Raw genomic sequence first — 17,171 nt, forward strand, 5'->3', positions numbered from 1 at the left:
AGGGTCATGCAAAGCCCCACCGAATTTCTTAGTGGCATCTGGACCGCCGCGGGCGGTGATAAAGCCGCGCTTGCGCGCGTGCGGCTGACGGGCGAAGAGCCGCAGATCCCGTCCTCGTTTCGCGTCGCAATTGCCGGCCAGACGACGATCGCCGCCGCCGGCCTCGCCGCCGCCGAAATCTGGAGATTGCGCAGCGGCGAGGCGCAGGACGTTAGCGTCGACCTGCGCCATGCCGTCGCCGAATGCCGCTCCGAGCGCTATTTACGCGTCGACGACAAGCCGCCGCCGCCCGCCTGGGACGCCATCGCTGGCGTCTACAGAACCGGTGACAATCGCTTCGTCCGCTGCCACACCAATTTCCCGCATCATCGCGACGCCGTCTGCAAGGTTCTCGCCTGCGAACCCGAGCGCGAGAAGGTGCAGGCCGCATTGATGCAATGGAAGGGCGAGGATTTCGAAACTGCGGCTTACACTGCGGGCGGCGTTGTGGCCCTGATGCGCTCCTACGACGAATGGTCGGCGCTGCCGCAGGCTCGCGCGCTCGCCGCATTGCCGCTGGTCTCGATCGAGAAGATCGGCGAGGCCCCGCCAAAGCCGTGGCCGCAAGAACTGTCGAACGGCGATCGTCCGCTCTCAGGCCTGCGCGTGCTCGATCTCTCTCGCGTCATCGCGGGCCCCGTCGCCGGCCGCACGCTCGCCGCGCACGGCGCGGATGTGTTGCTCGTGTCAGGCCCCGCGCTGCCGGCCATTCCGTGGCTGACCATCGAAACCGGCCGCGGCAAGCTCACCACCTTCATCGAGCTGAAGAGCGAGGCGGGCAGAGCGCAGATGCGCGCGCTGTTGAAGGATGCCGACATCTTCTCGCAAGGCTATCGCCCGCGCGCGCTCGCCGCTCTCGGCTTTACGCCGGAGGACGCCGCGAAAATCAATCCCGGCATCGTCTACGTGACGCTGTCGGCCTACGGCCATGCCGGTCCCTGGGCGGAGCGGCGCGGCTTCGATTCGCTGGTGCAGACCACGACCGGCTTCAACCATGCCGAGGGACAGGCCGCCGGCCTCGACGGGCCGAAGGAATTGCCGGCACAGATGCTCGACCACGCCACCGGCTATCTGATGGCGTTCGGTGCGATGATGGCCAAGGCCCGCCAGGCCCGCGAAGGTGGCAGCTGGCACGTGCGCGTGTCGCTGGCGCAGACCGGGCGCTGGCTGTGGAATCTCGGACGGCTCGAAGGTGGCCTGAACACCCCGGATATTACGGGCGAGGCCGTACATGCTGCATTCATTGAAAGCATGCCATCTGGCTTCGGCACGTTGAAGGCGGTGCGCCATTCAGCACTGCTGTCGAAGACGCCGGCGCAATGGGCGCGTCCGGCGATGCCGCTCGGCAGTCATCCTGCACAGTGGCCAGTGCGAACCTGACGTGGGGCTGACGTGTCGCAAAATTTTAACGCAAACCTCAAGGCGATCGGTACTTTTTAGGTTGTTTGAAATCTCAATTCGGCACTATTAGCGCGACCGATGAGGCAGGCATCCGCCGGTATCATCGCAGACATGACCGGGCCCCATGGTAGTTGAAAATACCAAGCGATTGCAGGTGCTTACAAAACAACGGGTGATCACATCCGTAGTTTTACTAGCTCTTGCCGGTGCCGGGGCCTACGGCTTCCTCTATGCGGGAGCCAAGGACAAGAGCCACTCCGAGATCTCCAGCCAGTCGCGCAGGAATGCGCAGAACTTCACGCCGACGCCGTCGGAATGGGCGACGCTGACAATCGAGCCGGTCAAGGCCAAGACCTTCCGCGCCGAGTATGTCACTGAGGGCAAAGTCGCGGTCGACGAGGACCGTTCGACGCCGGTGTTTTCGCCCTATGCGGGCCGGGTGACCAAGCTGCTCGCCAAGCCCGGCGAGATGCTGAAGCAAGGTCAACCGCTGTTCACGATCGAGGCCGCCGACACCGTGCAGGCCCAGAACGATTTCATCGCGGCGATGACCTCGCAGAACAAGGCGAAGTCGGCGATCGATCTTGCCGACATCCAGTTCAAGCGCGCCAAGGACCTCTACGAGGGCCATGCCATCCCACTGAAGGACTATCAGCAGGCGGAAGCGACCCAGGTTCAGGCGCAGAACGACATGCGCTCCTCGGCGACGGCGCTGGAAGCCGCGCGCAACAAGCTGCGTATCCTCGGCTTCACCGACGAGACCATCAAGGCGTTCCAGGACAAGGGCATCATCAATCCGGAAGTCACGATCTATTCGCCGATCGCGGGGACGGTCGTGCAGCGTAAGATCGGCCCCGGCCAGTACGTCAATTCCGGCGCCAGCGATCCGGTCTTCGTGGTCGGCGACCTCTCTACGGTCTGGCTCACCGCCTTCGTGCGCGAGAGCGATGCGGCCGCCGTGTGCATCGGGCAGGACATCACCGTCAACGTGATGGCGCTGCCGGGCCGCCCCTTGACCGCCAGGATCAACTACGTCGCCGCCGCGATCGATGCGAACACCCGTCGCCTGCTGGTCCGCGCCACCATCGACAACAAGGACGGCCTGCTGAAGCCGGAGATGTTTGCCAACGTCACGATCTATTCGTCCGGCGACCGCGCCGCGCCGGCGGTACCGAAGCAGGCCTTGATCTACGAAGCCGACAAGGTCCGCCTCTGGGTCGCACGCGAGGACAAGTCGGTCGAGCTGCGCGAGATCAAGATCGGCCTCATCAATGGTAACCTCGTCGAGGTCACCAGCAATCTGAAGCCCGGCGAGCAGGTGGTCACCAAAGGTAGCCTGTTCATCGACCGCGCGGCGTCCGGCAGCTGATCGACGACCCAAGAAAATTGAAGACCTGAATGGATCGCCTCGTCGCCCTTGCCGTCAACCGGCGCTTCCTGATGGTCGGCATGTTCGTCGCCGTGCTCTTCGGCGGCCTGATTGCGTTCAACCAGCTCAACATCGAGGCCTATCCCGATCCGACCCCACCGATGGTCGACATCGTGACGCAGAGTCCGGGCCTGTCGGCGGAGGAGATCGAGCGCTACATCACGATTCCGATCGAGACCCAGGTCGCAGGTCTGAAGAACCTGACGACCATTCGCACCATCTCGCTCTACGGCCTCTCCGACGTCAAACTGCAGTTCTCCTTCGCTTACACCTATGACGAGGCGTTGCAGCAGGTCTTGAACCGCCTGGCGCAGCTCGCGCCGCTGCCCGGCAACGTGCAGCCGCAGATCTCGCCGCTCAGCCCGATTGGCGAAATCTTCCGCTACCGTCTCGTCGGTCCGCCGAACTACAGCGTGCTCGACCTCAAGACCATCCAGGACTGGATTCTCCAGCGGCGCTTCCGTGCCGTGCCCGGCGTGATCGACGTCACCGGCTGGGGCGGCAAGAGCAAGACCTACGAGCTCCAGGTCGACTTCAACAAGCTGGTCGCCAACGGCTTGACGCTGCCGCAACTGCTCCAGGCGGTCGGTAATGCGAACGTCAATGTCGGCGGCAACACCGTCAATATCGGCCAGCAATCGGCCGTGGTGCGCGGCGTCGGCCTGATCCGCTCGATCGACGACCTCGCCAGCACCATGGTCTCGCAGACCAACGGCAACCCGGTGCTGGTCAAGGACGTCGCCACCGTCACCGTCGGTCAGAAGCCGCGTCTCGGCATTGCCGGCCTCGACGAGTCCGACGACATCGTGCAGGGCATCGTCCTGATGCGTCGCGGCGAGCAAAGCTCGCCGACCATCAAGCGCGTCCACCAGCTCGTTCAAACCATCAACGACTCCAGCATCCTGCCGCCCGGCGTGCGCATCGAGCGCATCTACGATCGCGGCGACCTGATCGAGCTCACCACCCACACCGTGCTGCACAACATGGTGATCGGCATTCTGCTGATCGTGCTGCTGCAGTGGATCTTCCTCGGCGATCTCCGCAGTGCGCTGATCGTCGGCGCCACCATTCCGTTCGCGCTGTTCTTCGCGGTGATCATCCTGGTGCTGCGCGGGGAATCGGCGAACCTGCTGTCGGTCGGTGCGATCGACTTCGGCCTGATCGTCGATGCCACCGTCATCATGGTGGAGGCGATCTTCCGGCGCCTGACGCAGACGACGCCGATGTCGGAATCCGAACAGATGTCGTCCGAGACGCTGTTCGGCATGAAGAGCCACGCCATCCTCAGCGCGGCGGCCGACGTCTCACGTTCGATCTTCTTCGCTGCGGCGATCATCATCGCGGCCTTCCTGCCGCTGTTCACGCTCTCCGGCGTCGAGGGCAACATCTTCGGGCCGATGGCCCGGACCTATGCCTATGCGCTGGCTGGCGGTCTGCTTGCGACGTTCACCGTCACCCCGGCGCTGTCCGCGATCATCCTGCCCGCGCATGTGAGGGAAACCGAGACCAGGGTGATGCTGATCCTGCACCGGGTCTACATGCCGGTGCTGAATTGGGCCGTCGCCAACCGCGGCATCATGCTCGGTGGCGCGCTCGGCCTCGTGCTGATGACGGTTGCGCTCAGCCGGTTGCTTGGCCTCGAATTCCTGCCGAAGCTGGAGGAGGGCAATCTCTGGATCCGCGCCACGCTGCCGCCGACCATCTCGCTCCAGGAAGGCAACTCCTATGTCAACGAGATGCGCAAGCTGATCCGCGCGCGGCCTGAGGTGGAATCCGTGGTGTCGCAGCACGGCCGCCCCGATGACGGCACCGACGCCGCCGGCTTCTTCAACGCCGAGTTCTTCGCGCCGCTCAAGCCCGCCAGCCAATGGCCCGGCACCCGCGACAAGGAAGAGCTGACCGCGCAACTGCTCAAGCAGCTCGACGATCGCTTCCCCGGCGTCGAGTTCAACTTCTCGCAATATCTCCAGGACAACGTCTCCGAAGCCGTCTCCGGCGTGAAGGGCGAGAACTCGATCAAGCTGTTCGGCAGCGATCTCCAGGCGCTGACCGACACCGCCAACAAGATCAAGTCGGTGCTGGCCACCGTGCAGGGCGTCACCGACCTTGCGGTGTTCACCTCACTCGGGCAGCCGACCATCCAGATCGACATCAACCGTGCCAAGGCCGCGCGCTACGGCCTCGCGCCGGGCGACATCAACGCCACCATCAAGGTCGCGATCGGCGGCGACACCGCCGGCGACATCTACGAGGCGGGAAGCGACCGCCACTTCCCGATCATCGTTCGTCTTGCGCCGGAATTCCGCAGGAGCGCCGAGGCGATCCAGAATTTGCGGATCGGCGCGCCCGGACCGAACGGCACCGTCACGCAGATACCCCTGAGCGAGGTCGCCACCATCAGCCTCGTCTCGGGCGCGGCGTACATCTATCGCGAGCAGCAGGAGCGCTATCTGCCGATCAAGTTCTCGGTGCGTGAGCGCGACCTCGGCAGCGCGATCCGCGAGGCGCAGCAGAAGATCGCCGATCAGGTGCAGCTGCCGCCCGGCGCGCACATGGACTGGGTCGGCGAATTCGGCAATCTCCAGGACGCGATCCGGCGATTGTCGATCGTGGTGCCGATCTCGCTCGCGCTGATCGGCGTCCTGCTCTGGTTCAATTTCGGCTCGATGACCGACACGCTACTTGCCATGAGCGTGATCCCGATGGCGATCTTCGGCGGCGTGCTCGGTCTCTTGATCACCGGCACCGCCTTCAGCGTCTCGGCGGCGATCGGCTTCATCGCGCTGTTCGGCATCGCCGTGATGGACGGCATCATCATCCTGTCGCAGTTCAACCAGCTCATCGAAGAGGGCATGGACCGCATGAGCGCGGTGATACGCACCGGCGAATTGCAGCTTCGGCCGGTGCTGATGACCTGCGTCGTCGCCGGCATCGGCCTCTTGCCGGCGGCGCTGTCGGAAGGTATCGGCTCGCAGGTGCAGAAGCCGCTCGCGGTGGTCGTGGTGACCGGCATGATGCTGGCCCCGATCGTGATTCTGGTGACGCTGCCGGTGCTGATCTCCTTCTTCTCCCGCCGCGCGCGCTGACGCCGTCTGTCACAGCATTTGCTGCGCGATCCGCACCAGCATCATGGTGCCGAGGCCCAGCAGCATCAGGCTGGCCAACCGACTGCTCATCGACAGCATGCGCGGCGTCAGCCGTGACCGCGCCGTTGCCACGATCGTGCTGAGCACGGTCCACCAGATCGCGGAACCGACGAAGACGCCGGTGATCAGCGGGGCTGCCGCGGCCTGCATGGAGAAGGCGTGCAGCGCAGCCAGAAACAGGATGACGGTCAGCGGATTGGTGAACCCGAGCGCGATGGCGCTGAGATAGGCGCGCGCCAGACGCACATTGCCGATGCCGTCCGTCGCCTGGAGCGCGACGGAGCCGCGATGAGTCCGGATCGCGAACCACAGTAGCGTCAGCGCCGAGACGATGCCGAAGCCGACGGCATTGGCTTCGACCCAGGGCTGTGCCAGTGAGCCCAGTCCCAAAACCGCGAGGGCGCTGTAGGTGAGATGCACGGTCGCCGCGCCGAAGCCGGTTGCGAGGCCCGTGGCCATGCCTGATGCCAATGTGCGCTGAATGCACAGCATGCCCATTGGTCCGATGGGGGCGGCGACGGTGAAACCAATTCCAATGCCGGAAAAAAGCGCGGCAAGATAATGCGATAAAGGCATGCGACCGCACGAACAGATGAAATCTGTGCATGTGGGTACCGGCGAAAATGAATCGTCGCCTCAACCATACGGGTGAAAGGCGAAAAGAAACTCAAACACGTTCGTGTGAGTCCAACGACATTGTGCTCTCACGACAACAGTTCCACGACTGACATGGAACTGCGTCGCATTTCGTTGAACCTAATTCCCCGTGTCGCGACTCAGAACCCGTAAAGTTGCGACGGGTTGTCGACCAGGATCTTCTTGCGCACATTCGCATCCGGTGTCCACACCGGAAGCTGGTTGAGCAAGCGGCCATCGTCAATCTGATAGAGAGGCGCGATGTCCGTGGCTTTACGTCCCTCGACGCGGCTCGAATCCGGATGCGGCCAGTCCGTGCCCCAGACGATGCGGTCCGCATTCGCCGCGATCAGCGCGCGGGCATACGGCACCATGTCCTGATAATCGGGTGCGAGCTTCGACGAGCGGTAGGCGCCGGAGATTTTCACGTAGGCCTTGCCGGATTTGACGAGCTCGACCAGGTCGGCAAAGCCCGGCTGCTCGAGCCCGAGCGAAGCCTCGAGCCCGCCAAAATGGTCGAACACGGCGGGCACAGGTGAAGCCAGCACGAGTTCCTTGATCGCCGAGATCATCGGCAGCGTGGTGTAGAGCTGCACGTGCCAGCCGCGCGCCTTCATGCGCTCGACGGCGGCCGTGAAGCGCGCCCGGCCGATATTTGGATCGCTGACGCCGCCTGTCGCGAGATTGATGCGGATGCCGCGGAAGCCGTCCGTCTGCATCGTGTCGAGCTGGGCCTCCGTCGTCTTGTCATCGATCACCGCCACCCCGCGCGCGGTCGCGCCGCGCGCCTTCATGCCGAACAGGGTGGAGGAATTATCGGTGCCGTAGACGCTCGGCGTCACGATCACCACGCGCTCGATATGCAGCGCCTTGTGCAACGCGGCCATTTCCTCCGGCGAAGCCGGCTCCGGCGTGTAGACGCGGCCCGCGAAGAACGGAAATTTTTCGACATCGCCATGGATGTGGGTGTGGCAGTCGCAGGCATGGGCCGGGACGTCGAAATTGACCGGCGTGGCGGGCTGCGCGGCACGTGCGTTGGCTTTGTTCGACATGGCAACTCCGGCGGCAAGGGAGGCAAGTAGGACGCTGCGTCGGTTCAGCATGGTTTTTCTCCCTGATTTTATTATTTGGCAGTGGTCCCGGATGGTATCACATCAACCCGGCAACTGCTCCGCTTCGCTGCATAGCTGCTGGACGAGGTCCGCAAGCGGGCGTGAGCCGTCAACGCGCACCACCGGGCAGGGCAAGCCCGCGAGCCACGCTTCATCCTTTGCAAGACTGCGGCCTTCGCGATCTCCGGCTTCGTAGCGCGAGGCCCATTCGACAAAAGATTCAGTCTCATCATGACGCCAGCCGCCCGGCGCGACGGCGTCAGCGCCGAAATGGGCGGCCTCGCGAGAGCGCAATCGCGTCAGCCGGATTTCGCGCGGCGTGTTCACGAAGACGACCAGATCGAAAAGCGGAACAAGCTCGTCGCCCCAACCGGTGACGGTTCCGCTCAGCACCCAATCGAGACGCGGCAGAAACATCTCGCGCATCAGGCGCAGGCGATCGGCGGCCGGGCGCGTGGTCTGGTAGGGCGGTGCTGTCGGCAGCCAGAAATAATCGTCGCTGTCGTGATGCGGCAGCGCTAGCCGGCCGGCGAGCGCGCGGCCGATCGTCGTCACGCCGGAGCCTGAAGCTCCCATCAGATGGATGCGGAGGCTTTTCATCGGCACCACGCCAGACGATTTGAAACTACTGCCCAGACGGCGTGCGCAGGCCGTGCCAGGCGTCGCGGACCTGCTGGTAGTGCACCTCGGGCAGATAGTCCGGCGTGTTCAGGCTCAAGGTCTTGACGTCGAGATGGCCGACGGCGCTGAGCAGCGTGTAGGAGGCGATCACGCGGTCGCGCAGCGCGCCAATCAGGCGGGCCTTGGCCTGGATCAGATCGGCCTGCGAGTTCAGCACGTCGACCGTCGTGCGCTGTCCGCCGGCGGCCTCGCGCTGCACGCCCTGGAGCGCGACGGTCGCCGCCTTGACCTCGGACTCCGAGGCCGAGACCGCGACCTTGGCGCCTTCGTTGGCAACCCAGGCACTGGTCGCCGCAGTGCGGGCCTGGTTGCGCACCTGATCCAGCACGAGCCGGCTCTGCGCCGTGATCTCCTTGGCCTGCCGCGTCTGCGCCGCCGCCTGGCCGCCGTCGTAGATCGGCACGGTGACATTGGCGACGATCGAGGCCTGGTCTTCGGCGAAGGTACCGAGCGTCGGGTCGTTGTTGCGGCTCTTGCTGGCGCTGCCCTGGACGCCCGCGCTCGGCAGCAGCGCGCCCTCGGCGACGCGGATGTTGGTGGAGGCGACATCGACGTCGAAGCCCGCCGCCATCACCGCCGGGTGCTGGCGGATCGCCATCGTCAGCGCGTCTTCGCGGCTCTTCGGCAGATAGCGGTCGACCACTTCGGCGGCCCGAAGCTGCGACGGCGCATTGCCGATCACCTGCGCGTAGACCGCCTGGCTCACCGCCAGCGCGACTTCCGCGGCGTTGAGATCGGCGAGCCCGCGGTTGAGCCGCGCTTCGGCCTGGGCGCTGTCGGTCGGCGTGACGTCGCCGGCGTTGAGGCGGCGCTGGGTGACCGAGAGCGTTTCGCGCAGGAAGGCGACGTTGGAGCGCTGCGCCTCGACCAGCGACTGGTTGGCGAGCACGTTGGTGTAGGCGGTGACGGCGTCGAGCAGCACGCCCTGGCCGACGTTGCGCAGCGCCTCGCGGCCCGACTGCACCTGGAGTTCGGCGGCGCGCACGTTGTTGGCGGTGCGGAAACCGTTGAACAGGGTCTGCGTCACGGTGACGCCGATGATCCACGGCTTCAGATTGGCGGTCTGGATGGTGTTGTCGGGCAGCAGATTGCGCACCGATTGCAGCCCGGCGCTGAGGCTTGCCACGATCTGCGGCCGGTAGCCGGCGAGTGCCTGTGGCACGTTCTCGTCGGTGGCGCGCTGCCGCGCACGCTCGGCATTGAGCTGCGGATTGGTCTGGTAGGCCTTGGCCAGCGCCTCCGGCAGCGCTTCCGCCCATGCGGCAGAGGGCAGGGCGCAACAGAACGCCAGCGTGGTCCATGTCGCGAGCACAGGAGCCACGCCCGATCGATGCCGCGTCATCACGCGACCAGCTCTGGCGGCACGCCCAATCATGTAATCCCGCAAATCCCGGCTGTCCGCCCCCGCCGACGGCGGCTCTCTTAACTGTTTAACCAGCCGAGGTCCCGCAGGCAAACTGCCGCGGGGAAAACCCCCATGTATTCCGTGCTTGTTGCAGGTACGTCACAGGGATTCTGCGGGAAAGCGGCAGAGCCTTACACCAGCCTGACCGCTCGTCGGCTCTACCGGTTCTTGTTCACCGGCTTGCGCTTCTCGATGAACGCCGCCATGCCCTCGGAGCGGTCTTCCAGCGCGAAGGTCGAGTGGAACAGGTTGCGCTCGACGCTCATGCCCTCGGCGAGCGTGGTCTCGAAGGCGCGGTTGACTGCTTCCTTGGCCATCGCGACCGCGGGCCGCGACATCGCGGCGATCTTCTCGGCCGTGGCCATCACCTCGTCCATCAGTCTGTCGGCCGGCACGATGCGGCTGACGAGACCGCTTCGCTCGGCTTCGGCCGCATCCATCATGCGGCCGGTGAGGCAAAGGTCCATCGCCTTGGACTTGCCGATCGCACGGGTCAGGCGCTGGGTGCCGCCGATGCCGGGGATGGTGCCGAGCGTGATTTCGGGTTGGCCAAATTTGGCGGTGTCGGCGGCGATGATGAAGTCGCACATCATCGCGAGTTCGCAGCCGCCGCCGAGCGCATAGCCCGCGACCGCGGCGATCGTCGGCTTGCGGCAGCGCGCGACCCGATCGCCGCCGATCGCGGCAAAATCCTCTGAGAACATGTCGATGAAGCCTTTCGGCTGCATCTCCTTGATGTCGGCGCCGGCGGCAAATGCCTTCTCGCTGCCGGTCACGACGATGCAGCCGATGGCGTCATCGGCTTCGAGATCGTCGACTGCCGCGGCGATCTCGCGGAAGACGCCGAAGGAGAGTGCGTTGAGCAGCTTCGGCCGGTTCAGCTTGATGATGCCGACCGCGCCTTTGCTTTCGACGATGATGTGTTCGAACGTGCTCATGCTCCACCCACGCTTTTGATTGAGCGGGCAATGTGCCCGCTGGCGCGGTGGGCTTCAAGGGGCCCCAAAGCGATCGGAGCAAGGCCGGCCGGAACACGCGGCGAGATGCGCGTTCCAGACGAGGTCCCGCGGGCGGGCAATCAGGCCAAAATCAAGCCAAAATCAAGCCATGAACATGCGCGCGGCGGAGGCCAGCGTCAGCAGCGTGCCGACGCCGATGAAGATCTTGCCGATCAGGGAGCTCTGGTCCCAGGCCGAACTCTGCTGGCTGCTTGCCATCACCGGCGCCGGGCGCGGCTGCGCGTCGATTGCGGCAATCACCGCCTTCTGCGCCGGCGCGTTGTCCTGTTGCAGGGCGGCGCGGTCGATGTCGTTGAGCTGATCGGGTGGGACGACCTGGCTCTCCGCGTTCGGGGCGGCGGTATTATCGGCCGCGGCCTGGACGTTGTCGTTGGCGCGACCCGTCATTGCGGAGGCGGCAGCCGCGGTCGGCGTATCGGCGGCGGCGAGCTGCGCATTGGCGTTGGCGACTTCCGGCGGCATCTGGCTCGAGGCCGGCACGTCACCATTGTCGGCCTTCGCCTCGTCGGCCGTTGCCGCGGCGTCCTTCTTGTCGGCCTTGTCGTCGGATTTCTGCGCCGTCTTGGTGCTGTCGCGATGACGCGACGTGTGACGCCCCTGCTTGCTCGGCTTGACCGCGTCGGCCTGTTTGCCTGCGCTGTCCGACTTGCTGCTTGCGGCTGAAGCCGGCGCCGCCTGTGCTACGCCTCCGAACAGCAAGAAAGGCCCGGCCAAGAAAAGCCCGGCCAGGAGAATCACGGCCGCGCGCCCGCTGGCTTTCATCATGTTGAAGATCTCCCCAATTCCGCCCGTCCCGGGACCGAACAGAGACCCTGGGGCGTGACGACAGCGGGGCAGAAAATGGGAATCTTCGGGCCACTCCGGGCAAAAGCGCGGCAAACCGTTGCCTTCGCAGCCGGCCGCCGGGTGCGGACGGGACCGATCGGTGTTATGAGCCGTCCCAGATCTTGACGGCCGTATCGGTCGCGTGGCCAAGCAAAGATCACGAATTCGTGATCTTGCCGCTGCCGGCGTAACAAACTGAAAGAGCGGCCGAATTGCATGGTGAGGGGCGCGCGTGCGCGGACGTGAGGACGAGTGGACCGGCCTGATGCGGTCGGCCATGGCAGGCGATGACGCGGCGTATCATCGCCTGTTGAAGGCGGTCACGCCTGTGCTGCGCGCTGCCGCGAGGCGCGGCCTGGCGCGGGCCGGGCAGCCTCCCGACCAGGCCGAGGATATCGTGCAGGAGATTCTGTTGGCGGTGCATCTGAAGCGGCACACCTGGGACAGCGAGGCCCCCTTCGCCCCGTGGCTGTTTGCGATCGGCCGCAACAAGCTGATCGACATGCTGCGGCGGCGGGGCAGGCGGATCTTCGTCAATATCGACGATTTCGCCGAGACCTTGCCGGGCGAGGTGCCGCAGGAGACGGCTTCGGCCGGCGAGGTCGCAAGCCAGCTCAATACGTTGCCGCAACGCCAGCGCGATGTGTTGCAGTCGATCGCGGTCGACAGCACCTCGATCAAGGACACGGCGGCGAAATATTCGATGAGCGAGGGCGCGGTGCGGGTCGCGCTGCATCGCGGGCTTGCGGCGCTGACTGCCAAACTGCGGGACCAGTAGTCATGGATACCGATCAACTCATTCGCTCGCTCGCGGCCGACAACGCCCATCGCGCGCCGCGCGTCGGCGCGGTACTGACCATGGCGCTGCTGGTCGCCGCGCCCCTGTCGATCCTGATCTTCGCCACCTTCCTCGGTGTGCGTCACGACGTGATGAGCGCGATGCACAACCCGTTCTTCGACATGAAGTTCGCGGTCACGCTGTCGCTCGCGATCCCCGCGATCATCGTCAGTCTGCATCTGTCGCGTCCCGAAGCCTTGCTGCGCGGCTGGGGTTGGCTGCTGCTGCTTCCCGTCGGGCTGCTCGCGGTGGCGATCGGCAGTGAGGCGATGATGGCGCCGGCCATGCCGATGACGATGCGATTGATGGGCAAGAATTCCAGGGTGTGCCTGTTCGCAATCCCCGCGATGTCGCTCCCCCTGCTTGCCGGGGCGCTGTTCGGCCTGCGCCACGGCGCGCCGTCGCACCCCGCGCTCGCCGGCGCGCTCGCCGGCCTGGTGTCGGCGGGCCTCGCCGCGACGCTGTACGCCTCGCACTGCACCGACGATTCGCCGCTGTTCGTCGCGACCTGGTACACGCTCGCGACCGCGCTGGTGACCGCGATCGGGGCGCTCGTGGGCTCGAAAGTCTTGCGCTACTAGAGTCCTACCAGCGTCCTGCGCTATTGCAGGCGTTCCGCGAAAATCGACGTCGCGTCACATCGCCGCGACTTCCGGCTTTCGGCCAGCGCAATCGCGCCTGCATTCATGAATGACGGACATAAGGTCATGCCGTTGTGAACGGCTAATCCCGGTCGCGGCTAGAAACTAAGTTCGGTTGGACGACTTCTATCCGGAGCGTCGATGGACGCTGCTGTAGCGAGGGATATGCCCAACCATGCGAAAACCCAGCGCATTCGAAATGTCGCGGCGGAACCTTCTGATCGGAACCGCCACATCGGTCGCGATCGGCGCCGCGTCACGCGCCGCCGAGGCTCAGAATTCAGCCGCGCAGCCTCTGACCGCTGCGACTGTGGCAGAAGGGCCTGCGATGGCGACGGTGTCTTTCAACGTCAACGGCGAGGTCCGCGCGCTGAAGCTGGACACCCGGACCACATTGCTGGACGCATTGCGCGAACATCTCCATCTCACCGGCACCAAGAAGGGCTGCGATCACGGCCAGTGCGGCGCCTGCACCGTGACCGTCGGCGGGCAGCGCATCAATTCCTGCCTGACGCTCGCGGTCATGCATGAGGGCGACAGCGTCACCACGATCGAGGGGCTCGGTACACCGGAGCACATGCATCCGATGCAGGCCGCCTTCGTCAAGCATGATGGCTTCCAGTGCGGCTATTGCACGCCTGGCCAGATCTGCTCGGCGGTGGCCGTGCTCGACGAGATCAAGGCCGGCATTCCGAGTCACGTCACTGGCGATCTGAACGTCGCGCCCGAATTGACGAACGCCGAACTGCGCGAGCGCATGAGCGGCAACATCTGCCGTTGTGGCGCCTATTCCAACATCGCCGAGGCAATCACCGAGGTCGCCGGGAGGCCCGCATGAAATCCTTTACTTACGAGAAGGCGCATTCGCCCGCGGCGGCGGCCTCTGCGGCCGTTCGCACCACCAACGCAAAATTCATCGCCGGCGGCACCAATCTGCTCGACCTGATGAAGCTGGAAATCGAGACGCCGTCCCATCTGATCGACGTCAACGGGCTGGCATTCGACAAGGTCGAAGCGACTCCCGAGGGAGGCTTGCGCATCGGCGCGCTTGTGCGCAACACGGCCTTGGCTGCGGACCAGCGTGTGCGGCGTGACTACGGCCTGCTTTCGCGCGCGCTGCTCGCCGGCGCCTCGGGCCAATTGCGCAACAAGGCGACCACCGCAGGCAATCTGCTGCAACGGACGCGTTGCCCGTATTTCTATGACACCAACCAGCCCTGCAACAAGCGCAATCCCGGCAGCGGCTGCGCGGCCATCGGCGGCATCACCCGCCAGCACGCGGTGATCGGCTCCAGCGACGCTTGCATCGCGACCCACCCGAGCGACATGGCGATCGCCATGCGCGCGCTCGATGCGACCGTCCAGACGGTTCGCCCTGATGGCACGACCCGAAATATTTCGATTGCCGATCTCCATCGCTTGCCGGGAGACACGCCGCATCTCGAGACGACGCTCGTGGCCGGCGAGCTGATCACATCCGTGACGCTTCCGAAGCCCGTTGGCGGAACGCACGTCTACCGGAAGGTGCGTGACCGCGCCTCCTATGCATTCGCGTTGGTTTCGGTCGGAGCGATCGTCCAGCGCGATGGAACGGGACGGGTCGCTGTCGGGGGAATCGCTCACAAGCCGTGGCGGGTCGAGGCGGCCGACGCGGAGATTCCGCGCGGTGCCAAGGCCGTCGCCACACGCTTGCTCGACGGTGCCAAGCCGACCCGGGACAACGCGTTCAAGCTGGCATTGGTCGAGCGCACGCTCGCCGCCGTGCTCACCGAAGCAAAGGGCTGAGCCATGAAGTTCGATACGCCCGCAACCACCAATCCGATCGACCAGCTCAAGATCATCGGCCACGCGACCAGCCGGATCGACGGCCCTCTCAAGACAACGGGGAGGGCAACCTACGCCTATGAATGGCACGATGCCGGCTCGCGCCCTGCCTATGGCTACATCGTCGGTTCGGCCATCGCCAAGGGCCGGATCGTGTCGATCGACCTGTCGCGCGCCAAGGCCGCGCCGGGCGTCATTTCAATCGTGACCGCAGAAAATGCCGGCAAGCTCGGTAAAGGCAATTACAACACTGCGAAGCTGCTCGGCGGCCCCGAGATCGACCACTACCACCAGGCCGTCGCGGTCGTCGTTGCCGAAACCTTTGAACAGGCCCGCGCCGCGGCCCAGCTTGTCCAGGTCAATTACAGCGCGGCGAAGGGCTCGTTCGACCTGGCCGCCGGACGGGACGGCGCCGCAAAACCTCCCGGTCGCGGCGACGACCAGCCGGACACGAATGTCGGCGATTTTCCCAGTGCCTTCGCCGCCGCGCCGGTGCAACTCGATGCGACCTACACCACCCCGGATCAAGCCCATGCCATGATGGAGCCGCATGCGTCGATGGCGGCGTGGGACGGCGACAAGCTTACGCTCTGGACATCCAACCAGATGATTGCCTGGACCACCGGGGACGTTGCGAAGACGCTCGGTCTGCCCAAGGAAAACGTTCGCCTGATTTCACCCTTCATCGGAGGGGGCTTTGGAGGAAAACTGTTTCTCCGTTCGGACGCGATCCTCGCAGCATTGGGCGCGCGCGCTGCCAACCGTCCGGTCAAGGTCGCGATGCAGCGCCCGCTGATGTTCAACAACACCACGCATCGTCCGGCGACGATCCAGCGGATTCGCATCGGTGCGGGCAGGGACGGCAAGATCACCGCGATCGGACACGAAAGCTGGTCGGGCAATTTGCCGGAAGGCAGGCCGGAGACGGCGGTCCAGCAGACCCGTCTGCTCTATGCCGGCGAGAACCGGATGACGGCGTTGCGTCTGGCCATGCTGGACCTGCCCGAGGGCAACGCCATGCGTGCGCCTGGCGAGGCGCCCGGCATGATGGCGCTGGAGATCGCCATGGACGAGATGGCGGAGCGGCTGAATCTCGATCCGATCGAATTCCGCGCGCGCAACGACACCCAGGTCGATCCCGAACACACGAACCGTCCTTTCTCGCAGCGGCAGCTCGTCGCGTGCATGAAGATCGGTGCGGAACGCTTTGGGTGGAGCGCGCGAAATGCCGAGCCCGGCAAGCGGCGGGAAGGCCGCTGGCTGGTGGGCTTGGGCATGGCGGCGGCGTTCCGCAACAACCTTCTGATGAAGTCGGGCGCGCGCGTTCGTCTCGACAGAAGCGGGACCGTCACCGTCGAGACCGACATGACGGACATCGGAACCGGCAGCTACACCATCATCGCCCAGACCGCGGCAGAGATGATGGGGCTGCCACTCGAAAAGGTCGTGGTGCGCCTCGGCGACTCCAGCTTCCCCGTATCCGCCGGCTCCGGCGGGCAGTTCGGTGCGAACAATTCGACCTCAGGCGTTTATGCCGCTTGCGTCAAGTTGCGCGAGACGGTGGCGCAGAAGCTCGGCTTCAATTCCGCTGACGTCGCGTTTTCAGACGGGCAGGTGTCGTCGGGCAACCGAAGCGTCCCGCTGGGACAGGCTGCGTCGGACGGCGAACTTCTGGCGGAGGATTCGATCGAGTATGGTGATCTCGCCAAGACGCATCAGCAATCCACGTTTGGCGCTCATTTCGTCGAACTCGGCGTCGATGTGGCGACGGCCGAGATTCGTGTCCGCCGCATGCTCGCCGTCTGTGCCGCAGGCCGTGTCCTCAATCCGAAGACGGCGCGCAGCCAGGTGATCGGCGCAATGACGATGGGCGTCGGCGCGGCGCTGATGGAAGAGTTGGCGGTGGACAAGCGCACCGGTTTCTTCGTCAACCATGATCTCGCCGGCTACGAAGTACCGGTTCATGCAGACATTCCGCACCAGGACACCATCTTCCTGGACGAAACGGACCCGATGTCTTCGCCGATGAAGGCCAAGGGGATCGGTGAACTCGGGCTGTGCGGCGTCGCTGCCGCGCTCGCCAACGCCATCTACAACGCGACCGGCATACGCGTGCGCGACTACCCGATCACGCTCGACAAGCTGCTGCAACGCATGCCCGACGCATGACGGTGA

The 17,171-nt window shown here is 65.1% G+C and carries 14 protein-coding genes; 8 read left to right on the forward strand and 6 right to left on the reverse strand.

The features are described from left to right. Positions 1-6: 6 nt before the first annotated feature. From JQ591_RS00370 to JQ591_RS00380, 3 genes are all read left to right on the forward strand, one after another. Positions 7-1,419 (forward strand): CoA transferase, encoded by a 1,413-nt coding sequence (locus tag JQ591_RS00370; protein ID WP_211394060.1) that lies wholly within the window; start codon positions 7-9, stop codon positions 1,417-1,419. A gap of 145 nt (positions 1,420-1,564) precedes the next feature. Beyond that, a complete protein-coding gene (locus JQ591_RS00375) occupies positions 1,565-2,809 on the forward strand; it encodes an efflux RND transporter periplasmic adaptor subunit (protein ID WP_211394061.1) in 1,245 nt (414 codons plus the stop codon). 29 nt (positions 2,810-2,838) lie between these two features. Continuing rightward, positions 2,839-5,955: an efflux RND transporter permease subunit gene (locus JQ591_RS00380; protein WP_211394062.1), complete on the forward strand. Its 3,117-nt coding sequence runs from the start codon at positions 2,839-2,841 to the stop codon at positions 5,953-5,955. A gap of 9 nt (positions 5,956-5,964) precedes the next feature. On the opposite strand, the gene JQ591_RS00385 is transcribed toward JQ591_RS00380, so the two are convergent. The 6 genes from JQ591_RS00385 to JQ591_RS00410 all read right to left on the reverse strand — a co-directional run bounded on the left by JQ591_RS00385 (position 5,965) and on the right by JQ591_RS00410 (position 11,633). Beyond that, the gene (locus JQ591_RS00385) at positions 5,965-6,591 is read right to left on the reverse strand and encodes a LysE family translocator (protein WP_211394063.1); all 627 of its coding nucleotides are present in this window, start codon (positions 6,589-6,591) and stop codon (positions 5,965-5,967) included. Between the two features lie 200 nt (positions 6,592-6,791). Beyond that, the gene (locus JQ591_RS00390) at positions 6,792-7,754 is read right to left on the reverse strand and encodes an amidohydrolase family protein (protein WP_211394064.1); all 963 of its coding nucleotides are present in this window, start codon (positions 7,752-7,754) and stop codon (positions 6,792-6,794) included. Positions 7,755-7,805: 51 nt separating this feature from the next. Next, a complete protein-coding gene (locus JQ591_RS00395; RefSeq protein ID WP_211394065.1) occupies positions 7,806-8,363 on the reverse strand; it encodes a hypothetical protein in 558 nt (185 codons plus the stop codon). Positions 8,364-8,388: 25 nt separating this feature from the next. After that, on the reverse strand, positions 8,389-9,819 hold the full coding sequence (locus tag JQ591_RS00400; RefSeq protein ID WP_433995192.1) for a TolC family outer membrane protein: 1,431 nt from the start codon (positions 9,817-9,819) through the stop codon (positions 8,389-8,391). 188 nt (positions 9,820-10,007) lie between these two features. After that, entirely contained in the window at positions 10,008-10,787 is a 780-nt protein-coding gene (locus tag JQ591_RS00405) for an enoyl-CoA hydratase (RefSeq protein WP_211394067.1), read from the reverse strand. Positions 10,788-10,949: 162 nt separating this feature from the next. Further along, entirely contained in the window at positions 10,950-11,633 is a 684-nt protein-coding gene (locus JQ591_RS00410) for a hypothetical protein (RefSeq protein WP_211394068.1), read from the reverse strand. A gap of 292 nt (positions 11,634-11,925) precedes the next feature. On the opposite strand from JQ591_RS00410, the gene JQ591_RS00415 reads away from it, so the two are divergent. From JQ591_RS00415 to paoC, 5 genes are all read left to right on the forward strand, one after another. Beyond that, on the forward strand, positions 11,926-12,471 hold the full coding sequence (locus tag JQ591_RS00415; RefSeq protein ID WP_211394069.1) for a sigma-70 family RNA polymerase sigma factor: 546 nt from the start codon (positions 11,926-11,928) through the stop codon (positions 12,469-12,471). A gap of 2 nt (positions 12,472-12,473) precedes the next feature. Beyond that, a complete protein-coding gene (locus tag JQ591_RS00420; protein ID WP_211394070.1) occupies positions 12,474-13,112 on the forward strand; it encodes an NrsF family protein in 639 nt (212 codons plus the stop codon). Between the two features lie 235 nt (positions 13,113-13,347). Beyond that, a complete protein-coding gene (paoA, locus tag JQ591_RS00425; RefSeq protein WP_211394071.1) occupies positions 13,348-14,010 on the forward strand; it encodes an aldehyde dehydrogenase iron-sulfur subunit PaoA in 663 nt (220 codons plus the stop codon). Next, on the forward strand, positions 14,007-14,957 hold the full coding sequence (locus JQ591_RS00430) for an FAD binding domain-containing protein (RefSeq protein ID WP_211394072.1): 951 nt from the start codon (positions 14,007-14,009) through the stop codon (positions 14,955-14,957). The genes paoA and JQ591_RS00430 overlap by 4 nt, the downstream gene beginning before the upstream one ends. A 3-nt stretch (positions 14,958-14,960) precedes the next feature. Beyond that, positions 14,961-17,165 (forward strand): aldehyde oxidoreductase molybdenum-binding subunit PaoC, encoded by a 2,205-nt coding sequence (gene paoC, locus JQ591_RS00435; RefSeq protein ID WP_211394073.1) that lies wholly within the window; start codon positions 14,961-14,963, stop codon positions 17,163-17,165. Positions 17,166-17,171: the final 6 nt, after the last annotated feature.

Origin of the sequence: Bradyrhizobium canariense, assembly GCF_018130465.1 — a bacterium.
In the GTDB taxonomy this organism is placed as follows: domain Bacteria; phylum Pseudomonadota; class Alphaproteobacteria; order Rhizobiales; family Xanthobacteraceae; genus Bradyrhizobium; species Bradyrhizobium canariense_C.

What these genes read in the sequence shown, in the direction of transcription:
- JQ591_RS00370 (WP_211394060.1), top strand. Translation starts at nt 7, where the DNA reads ATGCAAAGCCCCACCGAATTTCTTAGTGGCATCTGGACCGCCGCGGGC.
- JQ591_RS00375 (WP_211394061.1), top strand. Translation starts at nt 1,565, where the DNA reads ATGGTAGTTGAAAATACCAAGCGATTGCAGGTGCTTACAAAACAACGG.
- JQ591_RS00380 (WP_211394062.1), top strand. Translation starts at nt 2,839, where the DNA reads ATGGATCGCCTCGTCGCCCTTGCCGTCAACCGGCGCTTCCTGATGGTC.
- JQ591_RS00385 (WP_211394063.1), bottom strand. Translation starts at nt 6,591, where the DNA reads ATGCCTTTATCGCATTATCTTGCCGCGCTTTTTTCCGGCATTGGAATT.
- JQ591_RS00390 (WP_211394064.1), bottom strand. Translation starts at nt 7,754, where the DNA reads ATGCTGAACCGACGCAGCGTCCTACTTGCCTCCCTTGCCGCCGGAGTT.
- JQ591_RS00395 (WP_211394065.1), bottom strand. Translation starts at nt 8,363, where the DNA reads ATGAAAAGCCTCCGCATCCATCTGATGGGAGCTTCAGGCTCCGGCGTG.
- JQ591_RS00400 (WP_433995192.1), bottom strand. Translation starts at nt 9,819, where the DNA reads ATGATTGGGCGTGCCGCCAGAGCTGGTCGCGTGATGACGCGGCATCGA.
- JQ591_RS00405 (WP_211394067.1), bottom strand. Translation starts at nt 10,787, where the DNA reads ATGAGCACGTTCGAACACATCATCGTCGAAAGCAAAGGCGCGGTCGGC.
- JQ591_RS00410 (WP_211394068.1), bottom strand. Translation starts at nt 11,633, where the DNA reads ATGATGAAAGCCAGCGGGCGCGCGGCCGTGATTCTCCTGGCCGGGCTT.
- JQ591_RS00420 (WP_211394070.1), top strand. Translation starts at nt 12,474, where the DNA reads ATGGATACCGATCAACTCATTCGCTCGCTCGCGGCCGACAACGCCCAT.
- paoA (WP_211394071.1), top strand. Translation starts at nt 13,348, where the DNA reads ATGCGAAAACCCAGCGCATTCGAAATGTCGCGGCGGAACCTTCTGATC.
- JQ591_RS00430 (WP_211394072.1), top strand. Translation starts at nt 14,007, where the DNA reads ATGAAATCCTTTACTTACGAGAAGGCGCATTCGCCCGCGGCGGCGGCC.
- paoC (WP_211394073.1), top strand. Translation starts at nt 14,961, where the DNA reads ATGAAGTTCGATACGCCCGCAACCACCAATCCGATCGACCAGCTCAAG.